Consider the following 18,526-nt stretch of genomic DNA (forward strand, 5'->3'; position numbering starts at 1 on the left):
TCACTTCAAACAAAAATATATATGCATGCGATCCTATCCAGCGGGATAGGGCCGTGGAATAAAGATGACATTTGATTGGTTCAGTGAATTATTTGTCGATCAACCCAACAGGCTGGCCAGCACGGCATTCAACCGCTCGCGCCCGTCCATGGTGGCAGCCAGCACATCGCCACGCCGCTCCAGCATGCCGTGGCGGATCAGGCTGTCCAGGCGCGCGGGATCGATCCAGGCATCCAGACCCTTTCCCGTCTCCGCAACGATGCGGGCCAGCGGCACGCCTTCCGACAGGCGCAGGCCCATCATCAGCATCTCGGTCAGCCGATCCTGCTCCGCCACGCCATCGAACGGCTTGGCACCAGTGCCCATGGCCAGCGTGCGCTCCAGCCAGATCTCCGGTGCGCGGTGGGTGCGGGTGGCGACCTTGCCCTGGCCGGCCACGGTCAGGCGGCCATGGGCGCCTGGCCCGATACCGACATAGTCGCCATAGCGCCAGTAGGTCAGGTTGTGGCGGCTTTCCTCGCCCGGCCGCGCATGGTTCGACACCTCGTATGCCGGCAGGCCGGCGACATTCAGCACCTCCTGCGTGGCGGCATAGAGGTCGCCCTGCACCTCCTCCGTCGGCAGGACCAGCTCGCCCCGGGCATGCAGCGTGTGGAACTGCGTGCCTTCCTCGATGGTCAGCTGGTAGAGCGACAGGTGGCCGACGGCATGGTCCAGCGCCCGGGACAGTTCGTCGCGCCAGGCGGCCACAGTCTGGCCGGGACGGGCATAGATCAGGTCGAAGCTGTAGCGGGGGAAGATGTCGCGGGCCAGGCCGATGGCGGTCAGTGCCTCGTCGGCCGAATGGCGTCGTCCCAGCGCCTTCAGGTCCGGTTCGTTCAGGGCCTGGATGCCCAGGCTGACGCGGTTGACGCCGGCGGCGCGGAAGGCGCGGAACTTGTCGGCCTCCACACTGGTGGGATTGGCCTCCAGCGTCACTTCGGTCCCGGCCGGCAGGCCCCAGCGCTCATCGGCACGCTTGAGGATGGCCTCCACCGTGGAAGGGGGCATCAGCGACGGGGTACCGCCGCCGAAGAACACGGAGGTGAGCTTGCGGCCCGGCGTCAGGTCGGCGAAATGGTCCAGTTCGCGCAGCATGGCGTCCGCCCAGCGCGGCTGGTCGACCTTTTCCCGCACATGGGAATTGAAGTCGCAATAAGGGCATTTGGACGCGCAGAACGGCCAATGCACATACAGCGCGAAACCCGGATCGGGCGGGGTACCCATCACTCTGTTCCTATTCCAGCACCTTCGCCTCGAAGGCGCAAAGATCACGGACGATGCAGACAGGGCAATCCGGCTTGCGCGCCTTGCAGACATAACGCCCGTGCAGGATCAGCCAATGATGGGCGTTCAGCTGCCACTTCTTCGGCACCCGCTTCAGCAGGCCCTGTTCCACCTCCACCACATCCTTGCCCGGCGCCAGGCCGGTGCGGTTGGAGACGCGGAAGATATGGGTATCCACGGCGATGGTCGGCTGCCCGAAGGCGGTGTTCAGCACGACATTCGCCGTCTTGCGCCCCACGCCGGGCAGTTCCTCCAGATCCTCCCGTCGCCGCGGCACTTCCCCGCCATGCTTGGCCAGCAGGATTTCCGATAGCCGGATGGTGTTGGCGGCCTTGTTCTTATACAGGCCGATGGTCTTGATATGGTCACGCACTACCCCCTCGCCCAGGGCCACCATGGCGGCTGGGTTGTCGGCCTTGGCGAACAGGGCCTTCGTCGCCTTGTTCACGCCCACGTCGGTGGCCTGGGCCGACAGGACCACGGCGACCAGCAGCGTATAGGGGTTGGAATATTCCAGCTCCGTCTTCGGCTCCGGATTGCTTTCCGACAGGCGGCGGAAGAATTCGTCGATGGCGGCGCGCTTCAAGGCGGGGAACCTAGGATGGTGCGGGGGATGGCCCACCATAGCGGGCGGGACACAGGGCCGCAATCGCCCCACCTTGAAGGCTGCGGCTCCAGCCCCTATCGTCTTTGCCATGAATGATGTGGCCGCCCCATCACATGGCGATACGGTCCTGTTCCGTGCCGTGATCCATCCCCATCGCAGCCTGAGCCCGGCCGGGTTCCGGCGGCTGATCTGGGCCGTGGCGGCGATCAGCCTGGGCGCGGGGCTGGGCTTCTTCCTGTCCGGCGCCTGGCCGGTCATCGGCTTCATGGGCGTGGACGTGGCTTTGCTCTGGTGGGCGTTCAAGGCCAGCTATCGCAGCGGCCATGCGCGGGAAACGGTGGAACTGACCGACCGGGCGCTGATTGTGGAACGGGTCGACCCGGCCAACCGCCGCCAATCCTGGACCCTGCAACCCGCCTGGCTGCGCGTGCATCTGGATGAACGGCCCGGCGCGCAGGTGACGCTGTCCAGCCATGGAAGGCAGTTGGTGGTCGGGACCTACCTGTCACCCGATGAAAAGCGCGGTTTCGCCAGCGCGTTGCGCGAAGCGTTGGAACGCTGGCGCGGGGTCAGGTGATGGCGTCCAGCTGATCATCGGACAGGTAACCCGGCACGACGGTGACGGGGATCGACAGGTTGCCGGCCATCTGCCCCACCACATAGGAAATCAGCGGGCCCGGCCCGCCGCGCCCGGTGCCCGATGCCAGCACCAGGATGGAGATGCTGGGTTCCTCCTGGATCAGCTTCATCAGCTGCTCGCTGGCCTGGCCGTTGCGGATATAGAGCATGGGCATGGAGCCGGCGATATCCACCACCTCCTTGGCCAGCCGCTGCATCAGTTGCTCGGCCTCCTCCCGCTGCTCCTGCTTCATCAGCTCTTCGATGGCACCCCAATGCTGCAACTCGCTGGGCGGGATGACATGCAGCAGGGCGACGCGCCCGCCCGTGGTGCGGGCGCGACGGGCGGCGTAATGCAGGGCCACGGTCATCTCTTCCGTCTCGTCCACGACGACCAGGAAGATGCGGGTCTTTGCGGTCTGGGTCATGGGCCCCCCGAAATATTGTTATGATTTGCGGAACACGATGCCGGCCAGCCAGCCCGAGGTGACGGCCAGCATGATGCCCAGCACGGCGTAGAACACCGACTGGCGCTGGGCGAATTCGAACACGTTGGCGGAAAAGCCGATCTTGGAGACTAGCAGCGGCGTGGTCTGGGCGCTGACCACGTCGCCGTCGCGGATCAGGAAGACCGACGCGGTATAGGTGCCGGTGGCCACATTGGCCGGGAAGAAGATGCGGGTGCGGAACAGGCGCTGGCCCAGGAAGGACACCTCGCCCACCTCCGTCGTGTAAAGCCCGGCCCGCTGTTTGTTGCGGATCAATGCCGCCCGGAACGCCGCCAGCTTTTCCGGCTTCAGCTTGGCCTTCTCCGGCACCAGGCGGATATAATCCAGGCCGATCTCGTGCCGTTGCAGCACGGCCGGCGGCACCACCCCGTCCAGGGGGGCGGTCAGGGCGACATTGTAATAGGCAGGCACTCGGGCAAAGGCCACGTCTTCGGTATTCATCCAGATGCCGGCCACCCGTTCCTTGCGGCGCACGGTCACTTCGGCTTCCGGTCCCTGCACCACCACGGCCACGTCGCCATCGCCGTCCACGGCACCGAACAGAACCACGTCGGTACCCGTGAAGCCCGTGGTGATGGCGATCAGGTGGCTGGACAGGTCGGCCACCAGCGACTGCGCCCAGGCCGGCCGTGAGGCCTGCCACAGGCAGAAGCCGGCCAAGGTCAGCGTCACCGCCGCAAGCCCGCGCCGCACCCTCATGTCAGCACCGGCAGGGTGATGGAATAGATATCCTCCGGCCGGACGATCAGGTCCACGGCCAGCTTCACCGCCACGGCCAGCACCATCATGGCCAGCAGGGCGCGGGCCTGTTCGCCGCGCAGCTTGGCCCCGGCCCGGGTGCCGAACTGCGCCCCGATTACCGCACCGACCAGCAGCAGCAGGGCCAGGACGATATCCACCGTCTGGTTGGTCACCGCCTGCAGGAACGCCGCCAGACCGGTGGTGAAGATGATCTGGAACAGCGAGGTGCCGGCCACCAGGGCGGTCGGCATGCCCAGGATATAGATCATCGCCGGCACCAGCAGGAAGCCGCCGCCGATACCCATGATCGCCACCAGCACCCCGCCGACAAAGCCGATCAAAGCCGGCAGCAGGGCGGAGATGTACAGGCGCGAACGGGGGAACCGCATCTTGAAGGGCAGGCCGTGCAGCCAGGTATGGTGATGCAGCTTGGACCGCACCGGCGACCCGCGCCCCTTGACGATGGCCCGCACGCTTTCCGTCAGCATCAGCCCGCTGACCGTGCCCAGGAACAGCACATAGGACAGCGAGATCACCAGATCGATATGGCCCAGCTTCTGCAACAGGCCGAACAGCCACACGCCCAGTCCGGTGCCGATGGCGCCACCGGCAAGCATGACCGCCCCCAGCTTCACATCGACATTGTTGCGCCGCCAATGGGCCAGCACGCCGGACACGCTGGCGCCCACCAGCTGGTTGGCCTGGGTGCCCACGGCCACGGCCGGCGGCACGCCGATGAAGATCAGCAAGGGCGTCATCAGGAAGCCGCCGCCCACGCCGAACAGGCCCGACAGGAACCCGACCCCGCCGCCCAGGATCAGGATCAACAGGGCGTTGACCGAGATTTCAGCGATGGGGAGATAGATCTGCATGGTTCCGGAAGGTCCCGGACAGGGGGCGGGAGAAGATCACGCATCGTATCGGCTTTCGCTGGCGCAACCAAGCGAATGCGGAGGGGTAAAGGGTTAATTCGGAGTGCGCGGGGATCGGACTCCGGTCCTGTGCAACATCGTGGAACGGAAAATCAGGGATGTTTCAGAGAAGCGATCGCCAGCCCTCCGAATGCAGGGGGCTCAAGTGATAAGGATATAAATCCTACAGCACTTTCGCGACACGCGCCAGAATGATCCGTGCCGCCTGTTCCAGCCGTTCCGGTTCCATGCCCGTGCGGTGACCCTTGTCGTCGGGCTTCACGCCATCGGGGAAGGGGGGGACATGGATGAAGCCGGCGGGCAGGTCGGGGCGCCAATGGCGCATGCCGAAGAACAGGTGGTTGCAGATATATCCGCCGGCATCGCGGCTGGTCTTCACCGGGAAACCGCCCGCTTCCAGGTCGTCGATGATGGCGTCCAGCGGCAGCGACGACCAGTAACCCATGGGGCCGGCTTCATCGATGGGCCGGTTGCGCCGTACCGTGCCGTCATTGTCGGGGGCGGTGGCGTCGTCCAGGTTCAGCGCCAGCCGTTCCGGGCGGATCAGGTCCGTGTCATAGGCCAGGCCGAACATGATCACGGCATCGGGCTGGTGCGCCGCCACCGCTTCCTTCAGGGCCGGCACGGCACCGGTGAAGGTGACGGGCAGGCGCACGCCCACGATCTCCGCCCCCTCCACCACCGCCCCGTCCAGCCGTTCGGCCAGCCAGGCGGTGGGGTTCACCGCATGGCCCAGGAAGGGGGCGAAGCCGGTGACCAGCAGCCGCGCCATGGTGGCTCAGAGCCCCAGGTCGGTCAGGGCGGCCATCAGGTCGCGCGGCTGCGCGAAACCGCCATGGGCCGACTGATCCGGCGCCCCCACGACCAGCAGCCGTTCCGTGGCGGCCGACACGCCCAGGCGGGCGCCATAGGCCACCATGTCGTCGCGCGACGGCAGCTTGTCGATGCTGCCATGGCCATAGACCAGCACCGGCAGCACCTTGGCACCCGGCTGCTGCTGTTCGACCAGGGCGACGGCGGCCAGCAATGCCCGCCAGCAGGGGGTGCGCAGGGCCGCCGGCTTGTCGCCATCGACGGCGGCCGCCATCTCCGCGCCCTCCGCACCCAGCGTCCAGGTGCGGCCGCACAGATCCTCGGTGGCCAGCAGGGCGGTGACCGGCGTACCGCCACGCGTGGCGGTGGCCACGGCCACGATGCCCGATCCCTTTGCCACCTGCGGCGACCGCGTGGTCTGGTCGAAGGTGCGCGAAAGCGTGGTCAGTACGGCTTCCACCGTCTGGGTCAGGGCCTTGTCGCCGGCCGGCAGCGACAGGCGATGCCAGGCCCCGAACACCAGGGCGGCGATATCGGGCTGGGCCGATGCGGGTGCCGCGGCTGGGACGGCGGCGGTGGATGCGGCAGCCGGTTCCGCCGGCTTGTTCTCCAGCGCCGTCAGGCGGCGTTCCAGATCGGCCAGGGCCTGGCCGCTGGCGGGGCTGGGGCGGTTTTCCAGGGCCGACAGGCGGCGGGACAGGTCCACCAGGGCCGGGCCATGGTCGGGGCCGGCCTCGACAGTGGCGGCCGGCGCATCGCCGCCGCCGGCGGGCCTGCGGATATCGCTGCGGATGTCGCGGACATCCAATTGCAGGTCGCGCACGGCACCGACCACGCGCAGGATGCTTTCATGCACCTGGCTGATGATGGCTTCGAACTGGTCATGGCCGACAAAGCCGCCCGTGGGCAGGGGCAGGCTCGGCCCCTCGCCACCCTGGGCCATGCTCTGGCGCGCCGCGGCGATCCAGCTTTCCAGCCCGGCCACGCGGTTAAGCAGCTCCGACGCCGATTTCGAAACCCGGTCCAGTTCCTCCGGATAGCGGGTCACCTGCTGGCTGACCACGCCCGTCAGATGGGCCAGACGTTCGCGCAGCTCCTGGATGCTCTGTCCCAGGGCGTTGATCTTCATCGTCTCCGGCAGCTGGACCACGGCCGAATGCATGGCCGCCAGATCGGAGCGGAAGTCGCGCAGGCGGGAACCGACATGCAGGGCCAGGTCGCGGACGATGGTTTCCGCATAGTCGAACGCATCGACGCTGTCCTGCACCTCCCCGGTCAGGGGTGCGCCTGTGGCCCCCGTCTCCACCGGCTTGCGCGCGTCGGTGGTGTCGCTGGACGGCATGCTCATGGGGCGGCCTCGCTGGAGGAGAGTGTGTCGTTCAAGGATGCCAACAGGCGGGCCCGCCGCGCCTCCGCATCCTCACGCCCCAGACGGGGCACGGGCGGGGCGGTGGCAGGGGGCGGTTCGGGTGCCGGGGCGGGGCGGGGCGGGGCCTCCGCCCTTGCCGGTTCCGGTGCCTTCACAGGCTCCGGTTTGGGTTCCGGTTTGGGTTCCGGCGCTTTCGCGGCGGGGGCCCTGCTTTCCGGTGCCTTGGGTTCGGGCGCTGCCGGCGGCTCCGCCGGTTTGGCCTTGGGTTCCGGCGGCCTGGTGACCACCGGCTCCGCTGTCTTCACTTCCGCCGGCCGGGCTTCGGCCTTGGCGTCGGGTGCCGGCGTCTCCGGCTCCGCCGTCGACAAGGGCGGCAGGGTGACGGAAACAGTGGGAATCGGTGGCGTGGCGGCAACGGCGGCGGCGGCCGGCGTCCGCGGGGGCGGCACGGGCGGTGCCACCGGCGGGCGCGACGGGGCCGGCGGAATGGGCCGGTTGCCCAGCGGTGGGGCCGTGGTCAGGCTGGGTGCGCCGGGGCCGGGCGGGGCCGGATTGGCCGGGCCCAGGCCGGGGGCGGCGGGCGGCATTCCCGCATCCGGCGTGCGCGGCTGGCCCGCATCGGGCATGCGTGGCTGGAGCGAGGCCAGCGGCGGCAGGATCGGGCCCTTGGGTGCCAGCGGGTTGCCGCGGCTGACCGGTTCCGGGATGGCGCCGCCGGCCAGATCGGTCAGCAGCTTGCGCAGGGCCGCCGCCTTGGCGCCCTTCAAACTTTCGCTGCGGGCCTGGGCACGCTGGATCAGGCCGGGTTCGGCCGACAATTGCAGGAAATTCACCTGGTCGGCGGTCAGGCTTTCCAGCCGCCAGGCCAGATCGTCAAGCACGTCCTGGCCATCGACGAATCGGGTCAGCGACTCGATCGTGCCGGTCACCACGGTGGCGTCGCGCACGGCGCGGGAGGAGAAGACCGGGCTCTTGCCGGGACCAGCCGCAAAGGCCGGCGCCTCCAGTCCGGAAGCCGACGGGTCCGGTTCCGCCGGCGCCGGCAGCGGAGAGGACGCATCGGCATGCACCTCCTCCTCCACCGGCGGCGGCGGGACGGGGGTGCGGACCGGTTCGGGGGACTGGCCGGTCAGGCGACGAAGAAGGGAGCCTAGCATCGCGTACTCCGCCATCCCCGGGGCGGGGACGGGACCAAAACGCCAGCCGTCCGCGACGCGCGGGCCGCGCCCGGGAAACCGGCTTGCACAAAGCATTCGATCCGCATGGTCCGGGCAAACTCCGACCAGAACAATCTTTTGCCATTATCGTTAGCACGTCCCGTGCTGCCGACGCAATTTCGCTGCGGATCAATATGCTAGGCGTTCTACCCCTTTTGTGGGGATCGGTCGCGAAGGAGGTATGTCGGCCTGGATTCCGTTGTTGCCAATCTGGATACGACCTGGGCATGCTACCGGTGACGGCTGTTGTCACGGCGCCATTTGATTCAACGCATTTACCCCGACGCTTCAACGCAATATTAACGGCTGCGCCTCTATGTGATCGATCGCACCGACGGGCGGATCATCCTCTGTTCTTCTGGTATGGCGTTTCCCCTTCCCTTTGACTGGTCTTGCGTGCCGCCGATGCTGGTCCCCCCCGCCCTTGGATTGACGGACCCCTTGTCGCTGATCGCGGCAGGTGGCGACGCGTCCGGCGAGAGGCTGGATCTGGTACAGCCGCATGGCTGGCTGATGGTGCTGGACGCCGCCGACCGGCGGTTGATCCAGGCCAGCGCCAACCTGTCCTTCCTGCTGGGCCGGCCGGTGGAAGACGCGCTGGGCCGCGAGGTGGGCGATTTGCTGGGTCCCGTGGCGTCGCGCGCGCTGGACCGCGCCATCGCCCAGGCCGGGGCGGATGCCATCGGCCCTGTGGCGCTGCGCCTGGACCGGGACGGGGAAAGGCTGCGGCTGATCGCGCATGGCCATTGGGATGCCGGCGGCCTGATCCTGGAGATCGAGGCGGCGTCGCCGCTGGGCGATGCCGGCATGGTGGCGGCCGGCTTCGGTGCCGCCATCCGCCGCTATCGCCATATCGGCGATGTGGCCGATCTGGCCCATGCCGTGGCGCAGGACCTGCGCCGCCTGACCGGCTATGAGCGGGTGCTGTTCGTGCGCATGCCGGAAGGCAGCCCCGGCCAGGTGCTGGCGGAGGCCGCTGCCATCGGCGCGGAGGGCGGGCTGGCCGAAGGGTTCGTACCGCTGCGCCCGCTGGAAACCACGCTGCTGGAATTGAACCGCGCCCGGCTGGTGCGCGACATGGGCGCGCAGCCGGTGCCGCTGGTGCCGACCATCAACCCGGTCACGGGCGTGCCCGTCGATCTCAGCCGCGCCAGCCTGCGCCACCCCACCAACCTGTTCCAGGGCCATGCCAGACGTCGCCGTGTGCGCGGCGTGCTGGCTGTCACCCTGCTGGTGGGCGGACGGCTCTGGGGCTATCTCTGGTGCGAAAGCGTGACGCCGCATTCCGTCAGCCCGTCGGTGCGCGCCCTGTGCGAGGCGCTGGGCGAGATCGTGGCGGCGCAGATCGCCACGCTGGAGGAACGGGCCACCATTGCCGCCCGCACGGCCGCCGCCCGCGGCCTGGCGCGGCTGGGCCGCCTGCTGCGCCAGGGGGTGAACCTGACCGACGGGTTGATCGCGGCACATCCGGCGATGCGCGAATTGCTGCCCCATGCGGCCATGGTCGTCGGGATCGAGGGCAGCCATTGGTCCAGCCAGGACCTGTTCCCCATGCCCTACTGGCTGGACCAGTTGGGGCGCATGGGGGCGGCCAGGCGCGAGGGCATCGCTTGGCGCGCCGGCGTGCTGGGTATCGACGTGCCGGACGGGCATGTCGTGCTGCTGCGCCAGGGCGGGTCCGTATGGACCCAGGCGGAGCTGGAGGTGGCGCAGGAGCTGCACCATCTGCTGGCCGAGCGCCAGGCGGAAATCTATCGCCGCCGGACGGAGCAGCAGCTGCACGTCATGGCCAATTTCGACCGGGCCACCGGCCTGCCCAATCGCGCACATATCCTGCAGGCCCTGCAGCAGGCGCTGGGCGTGGATGCCGACATCGCCGTCACCGTCATCGGCCTGGACCGGTTCCGCGCCGTCAAGGCGGCCCTGGGCGAGGCGGATGCCGACGCGCTGCTGGCCGCGGTGGGCAAGCGGCTGCGTGACTGCCTGCCATCCGACGATCTGGTGGGGCGGATCGATACCGGTGAATTCGCCGTGCTGTCCTTCGACAATGGTCTGGAACGGGTGGAACAGCTGGCCCATACGGTGCGCGACGCGCTGCGCGCGCCCCTGTCGGTGGCGGGCCGGGAGATGTTCGTGACCGCCAGCCTGGGCGTGGTGCCCACGGCCGACGGGGCCAGCGACGCCACGGCGCTTTTGCGCGATGCGGAGATCGCCAGTGCCGAGGCGGAGGCCGCGGGCGGCGGCGGCAAGCGGATTTTCGACGCCGCCATGCGGGCGCGGCTGACCGAACGCCATGTCATCTATGACCGGCTGCGCCAGGCCATTTATTTCAGCAATGGCGTGCGCCCCGTGTTCCAACCCATCGTCCGCCTGGCCGACGGCGAGTTGACGGGGTTCGAGGCGCTGGCCCGCTGGACCGACGCCGAACATGGGCCCATTCCCCCCACCACCTTCGTGGCGGTGGCGGAGCAGACAGGGCTGATCGTGCCCCTGGGCAACCATATCTTGGTCCAGTCCTGCCGCCAGATCGCCAAATGGAACCGCGACCGGGCGGATCGGCCGCTCTATGTCTCCGTCAACCTGTCACCCTATCAGCTGGACCCGTCGCGCCTGGATATCGTGCGCTGGGTCACCGGCGTGCTGGAGATGACGGAGTGCAAGCCGGAATGGCTGCGTCTGGAGATCACCGAAAGCGGGCTGATCGGCCAGGGCGGGGATGCCATCGCCATATTGCAGGGCCTGCGCGATCTGGGCATCGCGCTGTCGATCGATGATTTCGGCACCGGCTATTCCTCGCTGGCGTACCTGCAGAACCTGCCGGTCGATACGATCAAGATCGACCGCAGCTTCGTGACCGGCATGGCGCGGGACGAGAAGGGCATGGCCCTGGTCAGCGCCATCCTGCACATCGCCGGCATCATGGAATTCGGCGTCGTGGCCGAAGGCGTGGAGACGGAGGCGCAGGAGGAGCTGCTGCGCCGCATGGGCTGCGACCGGGCGCAGGGATACCTGTTCGCCAAGCCGCTGGAGGCCGACATGGCCACCGCCCTGGTCCATGGCGCCATTCCCCTGACGGGACAGGTGGTGGAGGCCCGCGCGCTGCGGGCCGGGCGCTGGGGGTGACCCGCGTCCCGCCTGCGCTGGATCAAATCAGCGCAGTGACCCTTGGCACCGGTGTGAAAGTGCCGGCCCGCATGCTACATAGGGGCCACCATGCATCGTTTCGCCAATCCCGCCCGCTTCCTGCGTCTGGCCGCCATCATCCTGCCCTGGGTTTCGGCCCTGTCGGCCCTGCTTTTCGTCTCCGGCCTGTATCTGGCGCTTGTCACCAGCCCCGGCGATTACCAGCAGGGGGACACGGTGCGCATCATGTATATCCATGTGCCCGCTGCCTGGATGGCCATGTTCACCTACAGCTCCATGGCCGTGGCGGCCGCCTGCGCCCTGGTCTGGCGCCATCCGCTGGCGGAGGTCTATTCCCGCGCCGCCGCCCCGCTGGGCGCCGGCTTCACGCTGCTGTGCCTGGTCACGGGCAGCCTGTGGGGGGAGCCGATGTGGGGCACCTGGTGGGTGTGGGATGCCCGCCTGACCTCGGTCCTGATCCTGTTCTTCCTCTATCTGGGCTTCATGGCGCTGGTCGATGCGTTCGATGATCCGCAGCGGGGCAACCGCGCGGGATCGATCCTGCTGCTGGTCGGTGCCGTCAATGTGCCGATCATCAAATTCTCCGTCGACTGGTGGAACACGCTGCACCAGCCGGCATCGGTGATCCGCCTGGGCGGGCCCACCATCCATGGCGACATGCTGTGGCCGCTGCTGATCCTGGCGGCGGCGTTCCAGACCTATTTCATCGCCACCGTCATCCTGCGCATGCGCGCCGAACTGGCGGAGCGCAAGATCCAGACCCTGCGTCTGACCCAGGCCGGGGGGGTGTGACAGGATGGCCGACTTTTTCCACATGGGCGGATACGCCATCTATGTCTGGTCCAGTTATGGCCTGGCGCTGCTGATCCTGGCGGGTCTGCTGGCGGCCAGCGTGGCGGGCCTGCGCCGCAAGGAACGCCTGCTGCGCAGCCTGGAGGAAGGATTGCCGCGTCGCCGTCGCCGGTCGGCGGCGGCAGGCGGGGAGGAAACGCCATGATGACGCGCAAGAAGCGCCGTCTCTACATGCTGCTCTTGGCGCTGGTCGGGCTGGGCACGGCCACGGCCCTGACCCTGACGGCGTTTCAGGAGAATGTGGCCTTCTTCTTCTCCCCCTCCGATCTGGCGACCAAGCCGCCGGGCGACAAGCTGGTGCGCGTCGGCGGGCTGGTCGAAGGCGGCAGTGTGGAGAAGGTGGATGACGGTATCACCACCCGCTTCACCATCACCGACACGGCGCATTCGGTGAAGATCTCCACCAGCCGTCCCCTGCCCGACCTGTTCCGCGAGGGCCAGGGCGTGCTGGTCGAAGGCCGCCTGCGCGCCGATGGCGTGTTCGTGGCCAGCGAGGTGCTGGCCAAGCATGACGAGAATTACATGCCCAAGGAAGTGGCCGACGCCCTGAAGGCATCCGGCCAGTTCCGCCCGGACGTGCCGGGCAAGCCCGTCTATGGGGCGGAGGGGAAGTGAGGGCTTTGCCGCTGCCCGTAGGTCAGGTCGAGCCGTAGGCGAGCCCTGACAAGCAACGGTGTGGCACGAAGATGTCAGGGCTCGGCTTCGCCTCGACCTGACCTACGGTTACGAGCCGATTAGTGAAGCAGTGAGACGGACATGATCCCCGAGATCGGACATTACGCCCTGGTGCTGGCCCTGCTGCTGGCGTCGGTTCAGGTTGTGCTGACACTGGCGGGTGCCGCGCGGCGCGATGCCGCCTGGATGGAAGCCGGGCGCATGGCGGCGTTCGCGCAGCTAGGCGTGGTGGTCATCGCGTTCGCCGCCCTGATGCAGGCCTATATCGTCTCCGATTTCTCGGTGGTGAGCGTGGTGGGCAACAGCCATAGCCGCATGCCGCTGATGTACAAGATCGCCGGCGTCTGGGGCAATCATGAGGGCTCCATGCTGCTCTGGGTGCTGATGCTGGCCTTGTTCGGGGCGGCGGTGGCGGCGTTCGGGCGCAATATCCCGCCGACGCTGAAGGCCCGCGTACTGGGCGTGCAGGGACTGATCGGCGTCGGGTTCCTGTTGTTCATGCTGACCACCAGCAATCCGTTTTCCCGCATCTTCCCCGTGCCGCTGGACGGGCGCGACCTGAACCCGCTGTTGCAGGACCCGGGTCTGGCCTTCCATCCGCCCTTCCTCTATCTGGGCTATGTCGGCTTCTCGGTTGCCTTTTCCTTTGCCGTCGCCGCGCTGATCGAGGGGCGGGTCGATCCGGCCTGGGGCCGGTGGGTGCGGCCCTGGACACTGGTGGCCTGGACCTCGCTGACCCTGGGCATCGCCATGGGGTCCTGGTGGGCCTATTACGAACTGGGCTGGGGCGGCTGGTGGATGTGGGACCCGGTGGAAAACGCCTCCCTGATGCCCTGGCTGGCCGGTACCGCGCTGCTGCATTCCGCCATCGTGGTGGAAAAGCGCGATGCGCTGAAGACCTGGACCATCCTGCTGGCCATCCTCACCTTCTCCCTGTCGCTCTTGGGCACCTTCCTGGTGCGGTCCGGCGTGCTGACCTCGGTCCATGCCTTCGCCGTCGATCCGGAGCGCGGGGTGGCGGTGCTGCTGCTGCTGGGCCTGGCCACGGGCGGGGCGCTGCTGCTGTTCGCCCTGCGTGCCCATACGCTGCGCATTGGCGGCCTGTTCGCACCGGTCAGCCGGGAAGGGGCGCTGGTGCTGAACAATCTGCTGCTGTCGGTGTCGGCCGCCGTCGTGCTGATCGGCACGCTGATGCCACTGCTGCTGGACGCGTTCGGGCACAAGATCTCGGTGGGGGCGCCCTACTATAATTTCATCACGCCGTTCCTGGCCATTCCGCTGGTCCTGGCCATGGCGCTGGGGCCGTTCCTGCCCTGGAAGCGGGCCGATCTGGCCGGGGTGCTGGGGCGGATGTGGGTGGCGGCCCTGTTTACCCTGGTCTGTGTGATGCTGGCCCTGTGGCTGCAGGGCGTGAAGCCGGTGATGGCGCTGGTCGGTATAGCACTCGCCGCCTGGGCCGGGTTCGGGGCGCTGTGGGAGATCGCGGAGCGGGTGAAGCTGTTCCGCGTGCCGCTGGCCGACAGTCTCAGCCGGGCCAGGGGCCTGCCGCTGGGCGCCTGGGGTACTTCCGTGGCCCATGCCGGCATGGGCATCGCCATCGCCGGCATGGTCGGCACCAGCTTCTGGCTGGCCGAGGATGTGCGGGTGATGAAGCTGGGCGACAAGGCGACCCTGGCCGGGTACGAGCTGACCCTGGACAAGGTCGAAGACCTGGCCGTCGCCAATTACCAGACGGAGATGGGCCAGTTCACCGTGCGCCGTGATGGCGGGGTGATCGCCACCCTGACGCCGGAGCGCCGCTGGTACCCCGTGGCCAAGACCCAGACCACGGAAGCCGCCATCCACACCACCTTCTATTCCGACCTCTATGTCGTGCTGGGCGAACCCAATGGTGAAGGCGGCGGCTGGGTCGTGCGACTGTACCACCATCCGCTGGTGCCCTGGATCTGGATCGGCACGCTGGTGATGGTGCTGGGCGGGATGCTGAGCCTGTCCGACCGGCGGCTGCGCGTGGGCGTGCCGTCGCGCCGGGCCGCCCCCGTCGCCCCCCATATGCAACCCGCCGAATAAGGGCGACCGTGAAATGAGCGCTGCCACCCGTCACCGTCTGCTGCTGCTGCTGCCGCTGGCCGTCTTCCTGATCCTGGGCGGTTATTTCGCGTTGGGCCTGACCAGGGACCCGTCCAAGCTGCCCTCGATGCTGATCGACAAGCCGGCGCCGACCTTCGCCCTGCCCGGCCTGTCGGAAGGCGATCCGGGCCTGTCCAATGCCGACCTGACGGGCAAGGTGCAGCTGGTCAATGTCTTCGCCAGCTGGTGCGCGCCCTGTCAGGTGGAACATCCGCTGCTGATGCGCCTGGCCAAGGAGGAGGGCGTGACCATCCACGCCATCGCCTACAAGGACAAGCCGGAAGCGTCCAAGGCTTTCCTGGAGCGGATGGGCAATCCCTTCACCCGTGTCGGGGCGGATCGCGACGGTCGCGTGGCCATCGATTTCGGCGTCTATGGCGTGCCGGAGACCTATGTCATCGACAAGGCCGGCCGCGTCCGCTACCGCCATGTCGGGCCGCTGATGCCGTTCGATCTGGAGGAGAAGATCCTGCCGATGATCAAGGAGTTGTCGAAATGAGGAGGGTGGTTGTCGCCACGTTCCTTGCGGCCGCCCTCTCGTTGCCCGCCCTGGCCGTGATGCCGGACGAGAAACTGTCCGACCCGGCGCTGGAGGCCCGCGCGCGGGAGATTTCCAAGGAGCTGCGCTGCCTGGTCTGCCAGAACCAGTCGATCGATGACAGCAATGCCGATCTGGCCCGCGATCTGCGGGTGCTGGTGCGCGAGCGGCTGGTGAAGGGCGACAGCAATGATCAGGTGCTGGCCTATGTCCATGACCGCTATGGCGATTTCGTGCTGCTGCGCCCGCCGGTGACCGGCTACACCGCCCTGCTGTGGGGCGGGCCGTTCCTGCTGCTGGCCCTGTCGGCGCTGGGCACGGCGCTGTATCTGCGCCAGCGCCGCCGGGATGTGGAGGGGGCACAAGCCCCCGCCCTGACGGCGGATGAGGAGATGCGGTTGGCCGCCCTGTTGGGTGATGATAAGTCGGGGGACGGGCGATGATCGGATTCTGGCTGGTCGCGGCCTGCCTGACCGCCCTGGTCCTGCTGCCGCTGCTGCGCGCCCTGCTGCGCCCCGCCCCGCCGCCGGAAGGGGCGGCGGGTTTCGCGCGCGGCGTCTATGCCGCCCAGGTGGCGGAGATCGAACGCGACCATAAGCGCGGCATCCTGTCCGACGATCAGGCCCGTGCCGCCCGGGCCGAGGTGGGCCGCCGCCTGCTGTCCGCCGCCGACGAGGCGGAGCGGGCATCGGCGGGTGGTGTGGCCAAGCCGGCGCAGCGCATGGCGCTGGTGGTGACCCTGCTGCTGCCCGTGGCGGCGCTGGCGATCTATCTGCCGCTGGGCCATCCCAACATGCCGGCGGTGCCCTTTGCCGGCCGCCCGGCGGAAAAGCCGGTGCCGCAACAGGTGCTGGACGCCGTGGCCAAGCTGGAAGCGGCGCTGAAGGACAATCAGGACGATGCCGGCGGCTGGGGCCTGCTGGCCCAGACCTATACGGCCATGGGCCGCACGGGGGATGCCGTCAATGCCTGGCGCCAGGTGCTGCGCCTGTCGCCCGAGGATGCATCGGCGAAAAGCACCCTGGCGGAGGCGCTGACCATGTCCGCCGATGGCGTGGTTGGGGCCGAGGCCGTGGAGCTGTTCACCGCGGCCCTGGCCGGCGATGCGATGGATGCCCGCGCCCGCTATTACCTGGGCATGGCGCGGTTGCAGGCGGGCGACATCCGTGGCGCCCTGGACCGCTGGACGGCTTTGGTCGGCGACAGCCCGGCCGACGCCCCCTGGCTGCCCACGGTGCGTGAGCGTATCCATGACGCCGCTACCTCCGTGGGCCTGGACCCGATCGCCATCACGCCGTCGCCCAAGCCGGCCGTGAACCCGCCGTCACAGACCCCGCAGCCTGGTGGTGGTGACCGCGCACCGGCCCTGTCGCCCGAGCAGATGCAGGCCATGGCGGGGATGGACGAGGCCGACCAGAAGGCCACGATCAATGCCATGGTCGACGGGCTGCAGGCCAAGCTGAAGGACAATCCCGGCGACGTCGATGGCTGGCTGCGTCTGGCCCGCGCGCGGGAGGTGCAAGGCGATGCGGAGGCGGCACGCGCGGCACTGCGCGGGGCGGTGAAGGCCGATCCCAAACATCTGCGCGCCTGGCTGGACCTGTCGCGCCTGACCGCGCCGGACGATGCCGCCACGGCGGGTGGGGCGGAGTTCCTGGACGCCATGGCCCATGTGCTGGACCTGGCGCCCGACAATCCGCAGGCGCTTTATTATCTGGGTCAACAGGCGGCGAACGAGGGGAAGAAGGACCGCGCGCGGGAATTGTGGGGCCGGCTGCTGAAACAGCTTCCCGCCGACGCGCCGCAGCGGCCGGAGCTGCAAAGGCGGTTGGATCGATTGTGATCCGGTTAACTCGCTGATTTTCCGGTTATTCTCGTCGCGAAACTCTTGGGCACCGTTGTTGCCGCTCTCTCTCCACCGTCACCCCGGCCTTCGCCGGGGTGACGGTGGATATTGCTGGAGCCGCACAGCCCATAACTCTCGCGGGGGGAGGCACGGGGGTAAGTTTTGATCACTCCCCCGCCAGCCGCGCGGCTTCCCAGGCCAGCAGGGTGCGCTTCTGCACCGGTCCCCAGCGGTAATTGTCCAGCACGCCGGTGCCGCGGATGACGCGGTGGCAGGGGATCAGCCACGCGACCTTGTTGGCGCCCACGGCATTGCCCACCGCGCGGGCGGCACCAGGCTGGCCAATGCGGTCGGCGATGCCGGCATAGGTCGCCACCCCGCCATAGGGAATGTCCAGCAGCGCCCGCCAGACCCGCATCTGGAAATTGGTACCCTTCAGATGCAGGGTCACCGGCCCCTGGCCACCGGATGCCGGGTCCAGGGAGGCGGCGGCCGCCATCGTCGGGGCCGGGTCTTCCACCAGATCGGCATTGGGCCAGTCGCGGGACAGTTCGGCCAGTTGCCCGGCCGCATCGCCATCGGTGCCGATGAAGCCGAACCAGCAGACGCCGCGATCGGTCGCCGCCAGGACCGCCGCTCCCAAGGCCGTCTGATGCACGGCCCAGCGGATGGTCAGCCCCTCGCCCCCGGCCTTGTACTCGCCGGGCGTCACACCTTCGGCCACCACGAACAGGTCGTGCAGGCGCGACGGGCCGGACAGGCCCAGGTCCAGGCTGGCCCCCAGCAGGTCGTTGCCTTCGGAGCCGCGCAGCAGGGCCCTGGCATGGCCCAGCGTGGCGAACTGGGCGAAGCGCTTGGGGCTGATCCCGGCCCAGCGCTTGAACAGGCGCTGGAAATGCCACTGGGTCAGCCCGGCCTCTTCCGCCAGTTGCTCCAGTGCCGGTGGTTCCTGCCAGTCGCGGGCCAGCCGGTGCAGGGCGCCCGCCACCAGCCGCGCCCCACCATCGGCCAGCACGGGGTCGCGGGGATCGATCGGGGCGGGGGATGTGTCAGCCATGGCGGTTTGGGGGCGGATCGGGGTGACGGTGGGGCGGGTCGCGGTCAGCATCTTCGTTCCTTTCATCGGCTCTTGAAAGGGAAGATGGCGCGATGCCCGCTCCCGCCCCACCCGATTGTTGTGGTCGGCACCCCCTTCATGGGTGCAGTGCG

18 protein-coding genes are annotated in these 18,526 nt (G+C 68.4%); 9 read left to right on the forward strand and 9 right to left on the reverse strand.

Annotation, left to right across the window (positions count from 1 at the left end):
• Positions 1-99: 99 nt before the first annotated feature.
• Positions 100-1,266, reverse strand: a complete 1,167-nt coding sequence (gene hemW / locus ACM9HJ_RS07130) for a radical SAM family heme chaperone HemW (protein WP_416571018.1) — start codon at positions 1,264-1,266, stop codon at positions 100-102.
• A gap of 10 nt (positions 1,267-1,276) precedes the next feature.
• Positions 1,277-1,912, reverse strand: coding sequence for an endonuclease III (gene nth / locus ACM9HJ_RS07135; RefSeq protein ID WP_416571019.1), 636 nt, complete (start codon positions 1,910-1,912; stop codon positions 1,277-1,279).
• 109 nt (positions 1,913-2,021) lie between these two features.
• Between nth and ACM9HJ_RS07140 the strand changes: the two genes are divergently transcribed.
• Entirely contained in the window at positions 2,022-2,510 is a 489-nt protein-coding gene (locus ACM9HJ_RS07140; RefSeq protein ID WP_416571020.1) for a DUF2244 domain-containing protein, read from the forward strand.
• Here the strand turns inward: ACM9HJ_RS07140 and ACM9HJ_RS07145 are convergent.
• The 6 genes from ACM9HJ_RS07145 to ACM9HJ_RS07170 all read right to left on the reverse strand — a co-directional run bounded on the left by ACM9HJ_RS07145 (position 2,503) and on the right by ACM9HJ_RS07170 (position 8,072).
• Positions 2,503-2,979 carry a universal stress protein gene (locus tag ACM9HJ_RS07145; protein ID WP_416571021.1) on the reverse strand — a complete coding sequence of 159 codons (477 nt, stop codon included), beginning with the start codon at positions 2,977-2,979 and terminating at the stop codon, positions 2,503-2,505. The genes ACM9HJ_RS07140 and ACM9HJ_RS07145 overlap by 8 nt on opposite strands.
• An 18-nt stretch (positions 2,980-2,997) precedes the next feature.
• Positions 2,998-3,759: a TIGR02186 family protein gene (locus ACM9HJ_RS07150; protein ID WP_416571022.1), complete on the reverse strand. Its 762-nt coding sequence runs from the start codon at positions 3,757-3,759 to the stop codon at positions 2,998-3,000.
• Positions 3,756-4,673, reverse strand: a complete 918-nt coding sequence (locus tag ACM9HJ_RS07155) for a sulfite exporter TauE/SafE family protein (RefSeq protein WP_416571023.1) — start codon at positions 4,671-4,673, stop codon at positions 3,756-3,758. Before ACM9HJ_RS07155 ends, ACM9HJ_RS07150 begins: the two co-directional genes overlap by 4 nt.
• A gap of 223 nt (positions 4,674-4,896) precedes the next feature.
• Entirely contained in the window at positions 4,897-5,505 is a 609-nt protein-coding gene (locus tag ACM9HJ_RS07160) for a pyrrolidone-carboxylate peptidase (protein ID WP_416571024.1), read from the reverse strand.
• Positions 5,506-5,511: 6 nt separating this feature from the next.
• A complete protein-coding gene (locus ACM9HJ_RS07165) occupies positions 5,512-6,894 on the reverse strand; it encodes a hypothetical protein (RefSeq protein WP_416571025.1) in 1,383 nt (460 codons plus the stop codon).
• Complete coding sequence (locus ACM9HJ_RS07170) at positions 6,891-8,072, reverse strand: hypothetical protein (protein WP_416571026.1); 1,182 nt, start codon at positions 8,070-8,072, stop codon at positions 6,891-6,893. Before ACM9HJ_RS07170 ends, ACM9HJ_RS07165 begins: the two co-directional genes overlap by 4 nt.
• Before the next feature lie 465 nt (positions 8,073-8,537).
• On the opposite strand from ACM9HJ_RS07170, the gene ACM9HJ_RS07175 reads away from it, so the two are divergent.
• From ACM9HJ_RS07175 to ccmI, 8 genes are all read left to right on the forward strand, one after another.
• Positions 8,538-11,255, forward strand: a complete 2,718-nt coding sequence (locus ACM9HJ_RS07175) for an EAL domain-containing protein (RefSeq protein WP_416571027.1) — start codon at positions 8,538-8,540, stop codon at positions 11,253-11,255.
• Positions 11,256-11,345: 90 nt separating this feature from the next.
• Positions 11,346-12,068, forward strand: a complete 723-nt coding sequence (locus ACM9HJ_RS07180; protein ID WP_416571028.1) for a heme ABC transporter permease — start codon at positions 11,346-11,348, stop codon at positions 12,066-12,068.
• 4 nt (positions 12,069-12,072) lie between these two features.
• Positions 12,073-12,273: a heme exporter protein CcmD gene (gene ccmD / locus ACM9HJ_RS07185; RefSeq protein ID WP_416571029.1), complete on the forward strand. Its 201-nt coding sequence runs from the start codon at positions 12,073-12,075 to the stop codon at positions 12,271-12,273.
• The gene (ccmE, locus tag ACM9HJ_RS07190; RefSeq protein ID WP_416571337.1) at positions 12,273-12,743 is read left to right on the forward strand and encodes a cytochrome c maturation protein CcmE; all 471 of its coding nucleotides are present in this window, start codon (positions 12,273-12,275) and stop codon (positions 12,741-12,743) included. The genes ccmD and ccmE overlap by 1 nt, the downstream gene beginning before the upstream one ends.
• A 141-nt stretch (positions 12,744-12,884) precedes the next feature.
• Positions 12,885-14,873, forward strand: coding sequence for a heme lyase CcmF/NrfE family subunit (locus tag ACM9HJ_RS07195; protein ID WP_416571030.1), 1,989 nt, complete (start codon positions 12,885-12,887; stop codon positions 14,871-14,873).
• Between the two features lie 13 nt (positions 14,874-14,886).
• Positions 14,887-15,432, forward strand: a complete 546-nt coding sequence (locus tag ACM9HJ_RS07200) for a DsbE family thiol:disulfide interchange protein (RefSeq protein WP_416571031.1) — start codon at positions 14,887-14,889, stop codon at positions 15,430-15,432.
• The gene (locus ACM9HJ_RS07205) at positions 15,429-15,914 is read left to right on the forward strand and encodes a cytochrome c-type biogenesis protein (RefSeq protein WP_416571032.1); all 486 of its coding nucleotides are present in this window, start codon (positions 15,429-15,431) and stop codon (positions 15,912-15,914) included. Before ACM9HJ_RS07200 ends, ACM9HJ_RS07205 begins: the two co-directional genes overlap by 4 nt.
• A complete protein-coding gene (gene ccmI, locus ACM9HJ_RS07210; protein ID WP_416571033.1) occupies positions 15,911-17,314 on the forward strand; it encodes a c-type cytochrome biogenesis protein CcmI in 1,404 nt (467 codons plus the stop codon). The genes ACM9HJ_RS07205 and ccmI overlap by 4 nt, the downstream gene beginning before the upstream one ends.
• 169 nt (positions 17,315-17,483) lie before the next feature.
• On the opposite strand, the gene ACM9HJ_RS07215 is transcribed toward ccmI, so the two are convergent.
• Positions 17,484-18,425 (reverse strand): methylated-DNA--[protein]-cysteine S-methyltransferase, encoded by a 942-nt coding sequence (locus ACM9HJ_RS07215; RefSeq protein ID WP_416571034.1) that lies wholly within the window; start codon positions 18,423-18,425, stop codon positions 17,484-17,486.
• Between the last annotated feature and the right edge of the window lie 101 nt (positions 18,426-18,526).

Source organism: Niveispirillum sp. KHB5.9 (assembly GCF_048066115.1).
GTDB lineage: Bacteria > Pseudomonadota > Alphaproteobacteria > Azospirillales > Azospirillaceae > Niveispirillum.

Bases quoted from the DNA above. Each gene is read 5' to 3' on its own strand.
- hemW (WP_416571018.1), bottom strand. From the start codon at position 1,266: ATGGGTACCCCGCCCGATCCGGGTTTCGCGCTGTATGTGCATTGGCCG.
- ACM9HJ_RS07140 (WP_416571020.1), top strand. From the start codon at position 2,022: ATGAATGATGTGGCCGCCCCATCACATGGCGATACGGTCCTGTTCCGT.
- ACM9HJ_RS07145 (WP_416571021.1), bottom strand. From the start codon at position 2,979: ATGACCCAGACCGCAAAGACCCGCATCTTCCTGGTCGTCGTGGACGAG.
- ACM9HJ_RS07150 (WP_416571022.1), bottom strand. From the start codon at position 3,759: ATGAGGGTGCGGCGCGGGCTTGCGGCGGTGACGCTGACCTTGGCCGGC.
- ACM9HJ_RS07155 (WP_416571023.1), bottom strand. From the start codon at position 4,673: ATGCAGATCTATCTCCCCATCGCTGAAATCTCGGTCAACGCCCTGTTG.
- ACM9HJ_RS07160 (WP_416571024.1), bottom strand. From the start codon at position 5,505: ATGGCGCGGCTGCTGGTCACCGGCTTCGCCCCCTTCCTGGGCCATGCG.
- ACM9HJ_RS07165 (WP_416571025.1), bottom strand. From the start codon at position 6,894: ATGAGCATGCCGTCCAGCGACACCACCGACGCGCGCAAGCCGGTGGAG.
- ACM9HJ_RS07170 (WP_416571026.1), bottom strand. From the start codon at position 8,072: ATGCTAGGCTCCCTTCTTCGTCGCCTGACCGGCCAGTCCCCCGAACCG.
- ACM9HJ_RS07175 (WP_416571027.1), top strand. From the start codon at position 8,538: ATGCTGGTCCCCCCCGCCCTTGGATTGACGGACCCCTTGTCGCTGATC.
- ACM9HJ_RS07180 (WP_416571028.1), top strand. From the start codon at position 11,346: ATGCATCGTTTCGCCAATCCCGCCCGCTTCCTGCGTCTGGCCGCCATC.
- ccmD (WP_416571029.1), top strand. From the start codon at position 12,073: ATGGCCGACTTTTTCCACATGGGCGGATACGCCATCTATGTCTGGTCC.
- ccmE (WP_416571337.1), top strand. From the start codon at position 12,273: ATGACGCGCAAGAAGCGCCGTCTCTACATGCTGCTCTTGGCGCTGGTC.
- ACM9HJ_RS07195 (WP_416571030.1), top strand. From the start codon at position 12,885: ATGATCCCCGAGATCGGACATTACGCCCTGGTGCTGGCCCTGCTGCTG.
- ACM9HJ_RS07200 (WP_416571031.1), top strand. From the start codon at position 14,887: ATGAGCGCTGCCACCCGTCACCGTCTGCTGCTGCTGCTGCCGCTGGCC.
- ACM9HJ_RS07205 (WP_416571032.1), top strand. From the start codon at position 15,429: ATGAGGAGGGTGGTTGTCGCCACGTTCCTTGCGGCCGCCCTCTCGTTG.
- ccmI (WP_416571033.1), top strand. From the start codon at position 15,911: ATGATCGGATTCTGGCTGGTCGCGGCCTGCCTGACCGCCCTGGTCCTG.
- ACM9HJ_RS07215 (WP_416571034.1), bottom strand. From the start codon at position 18,425: ATGCTGACCGCGACCCGCCCCACCGTCACCCCGATCCGCCCCCAAACC.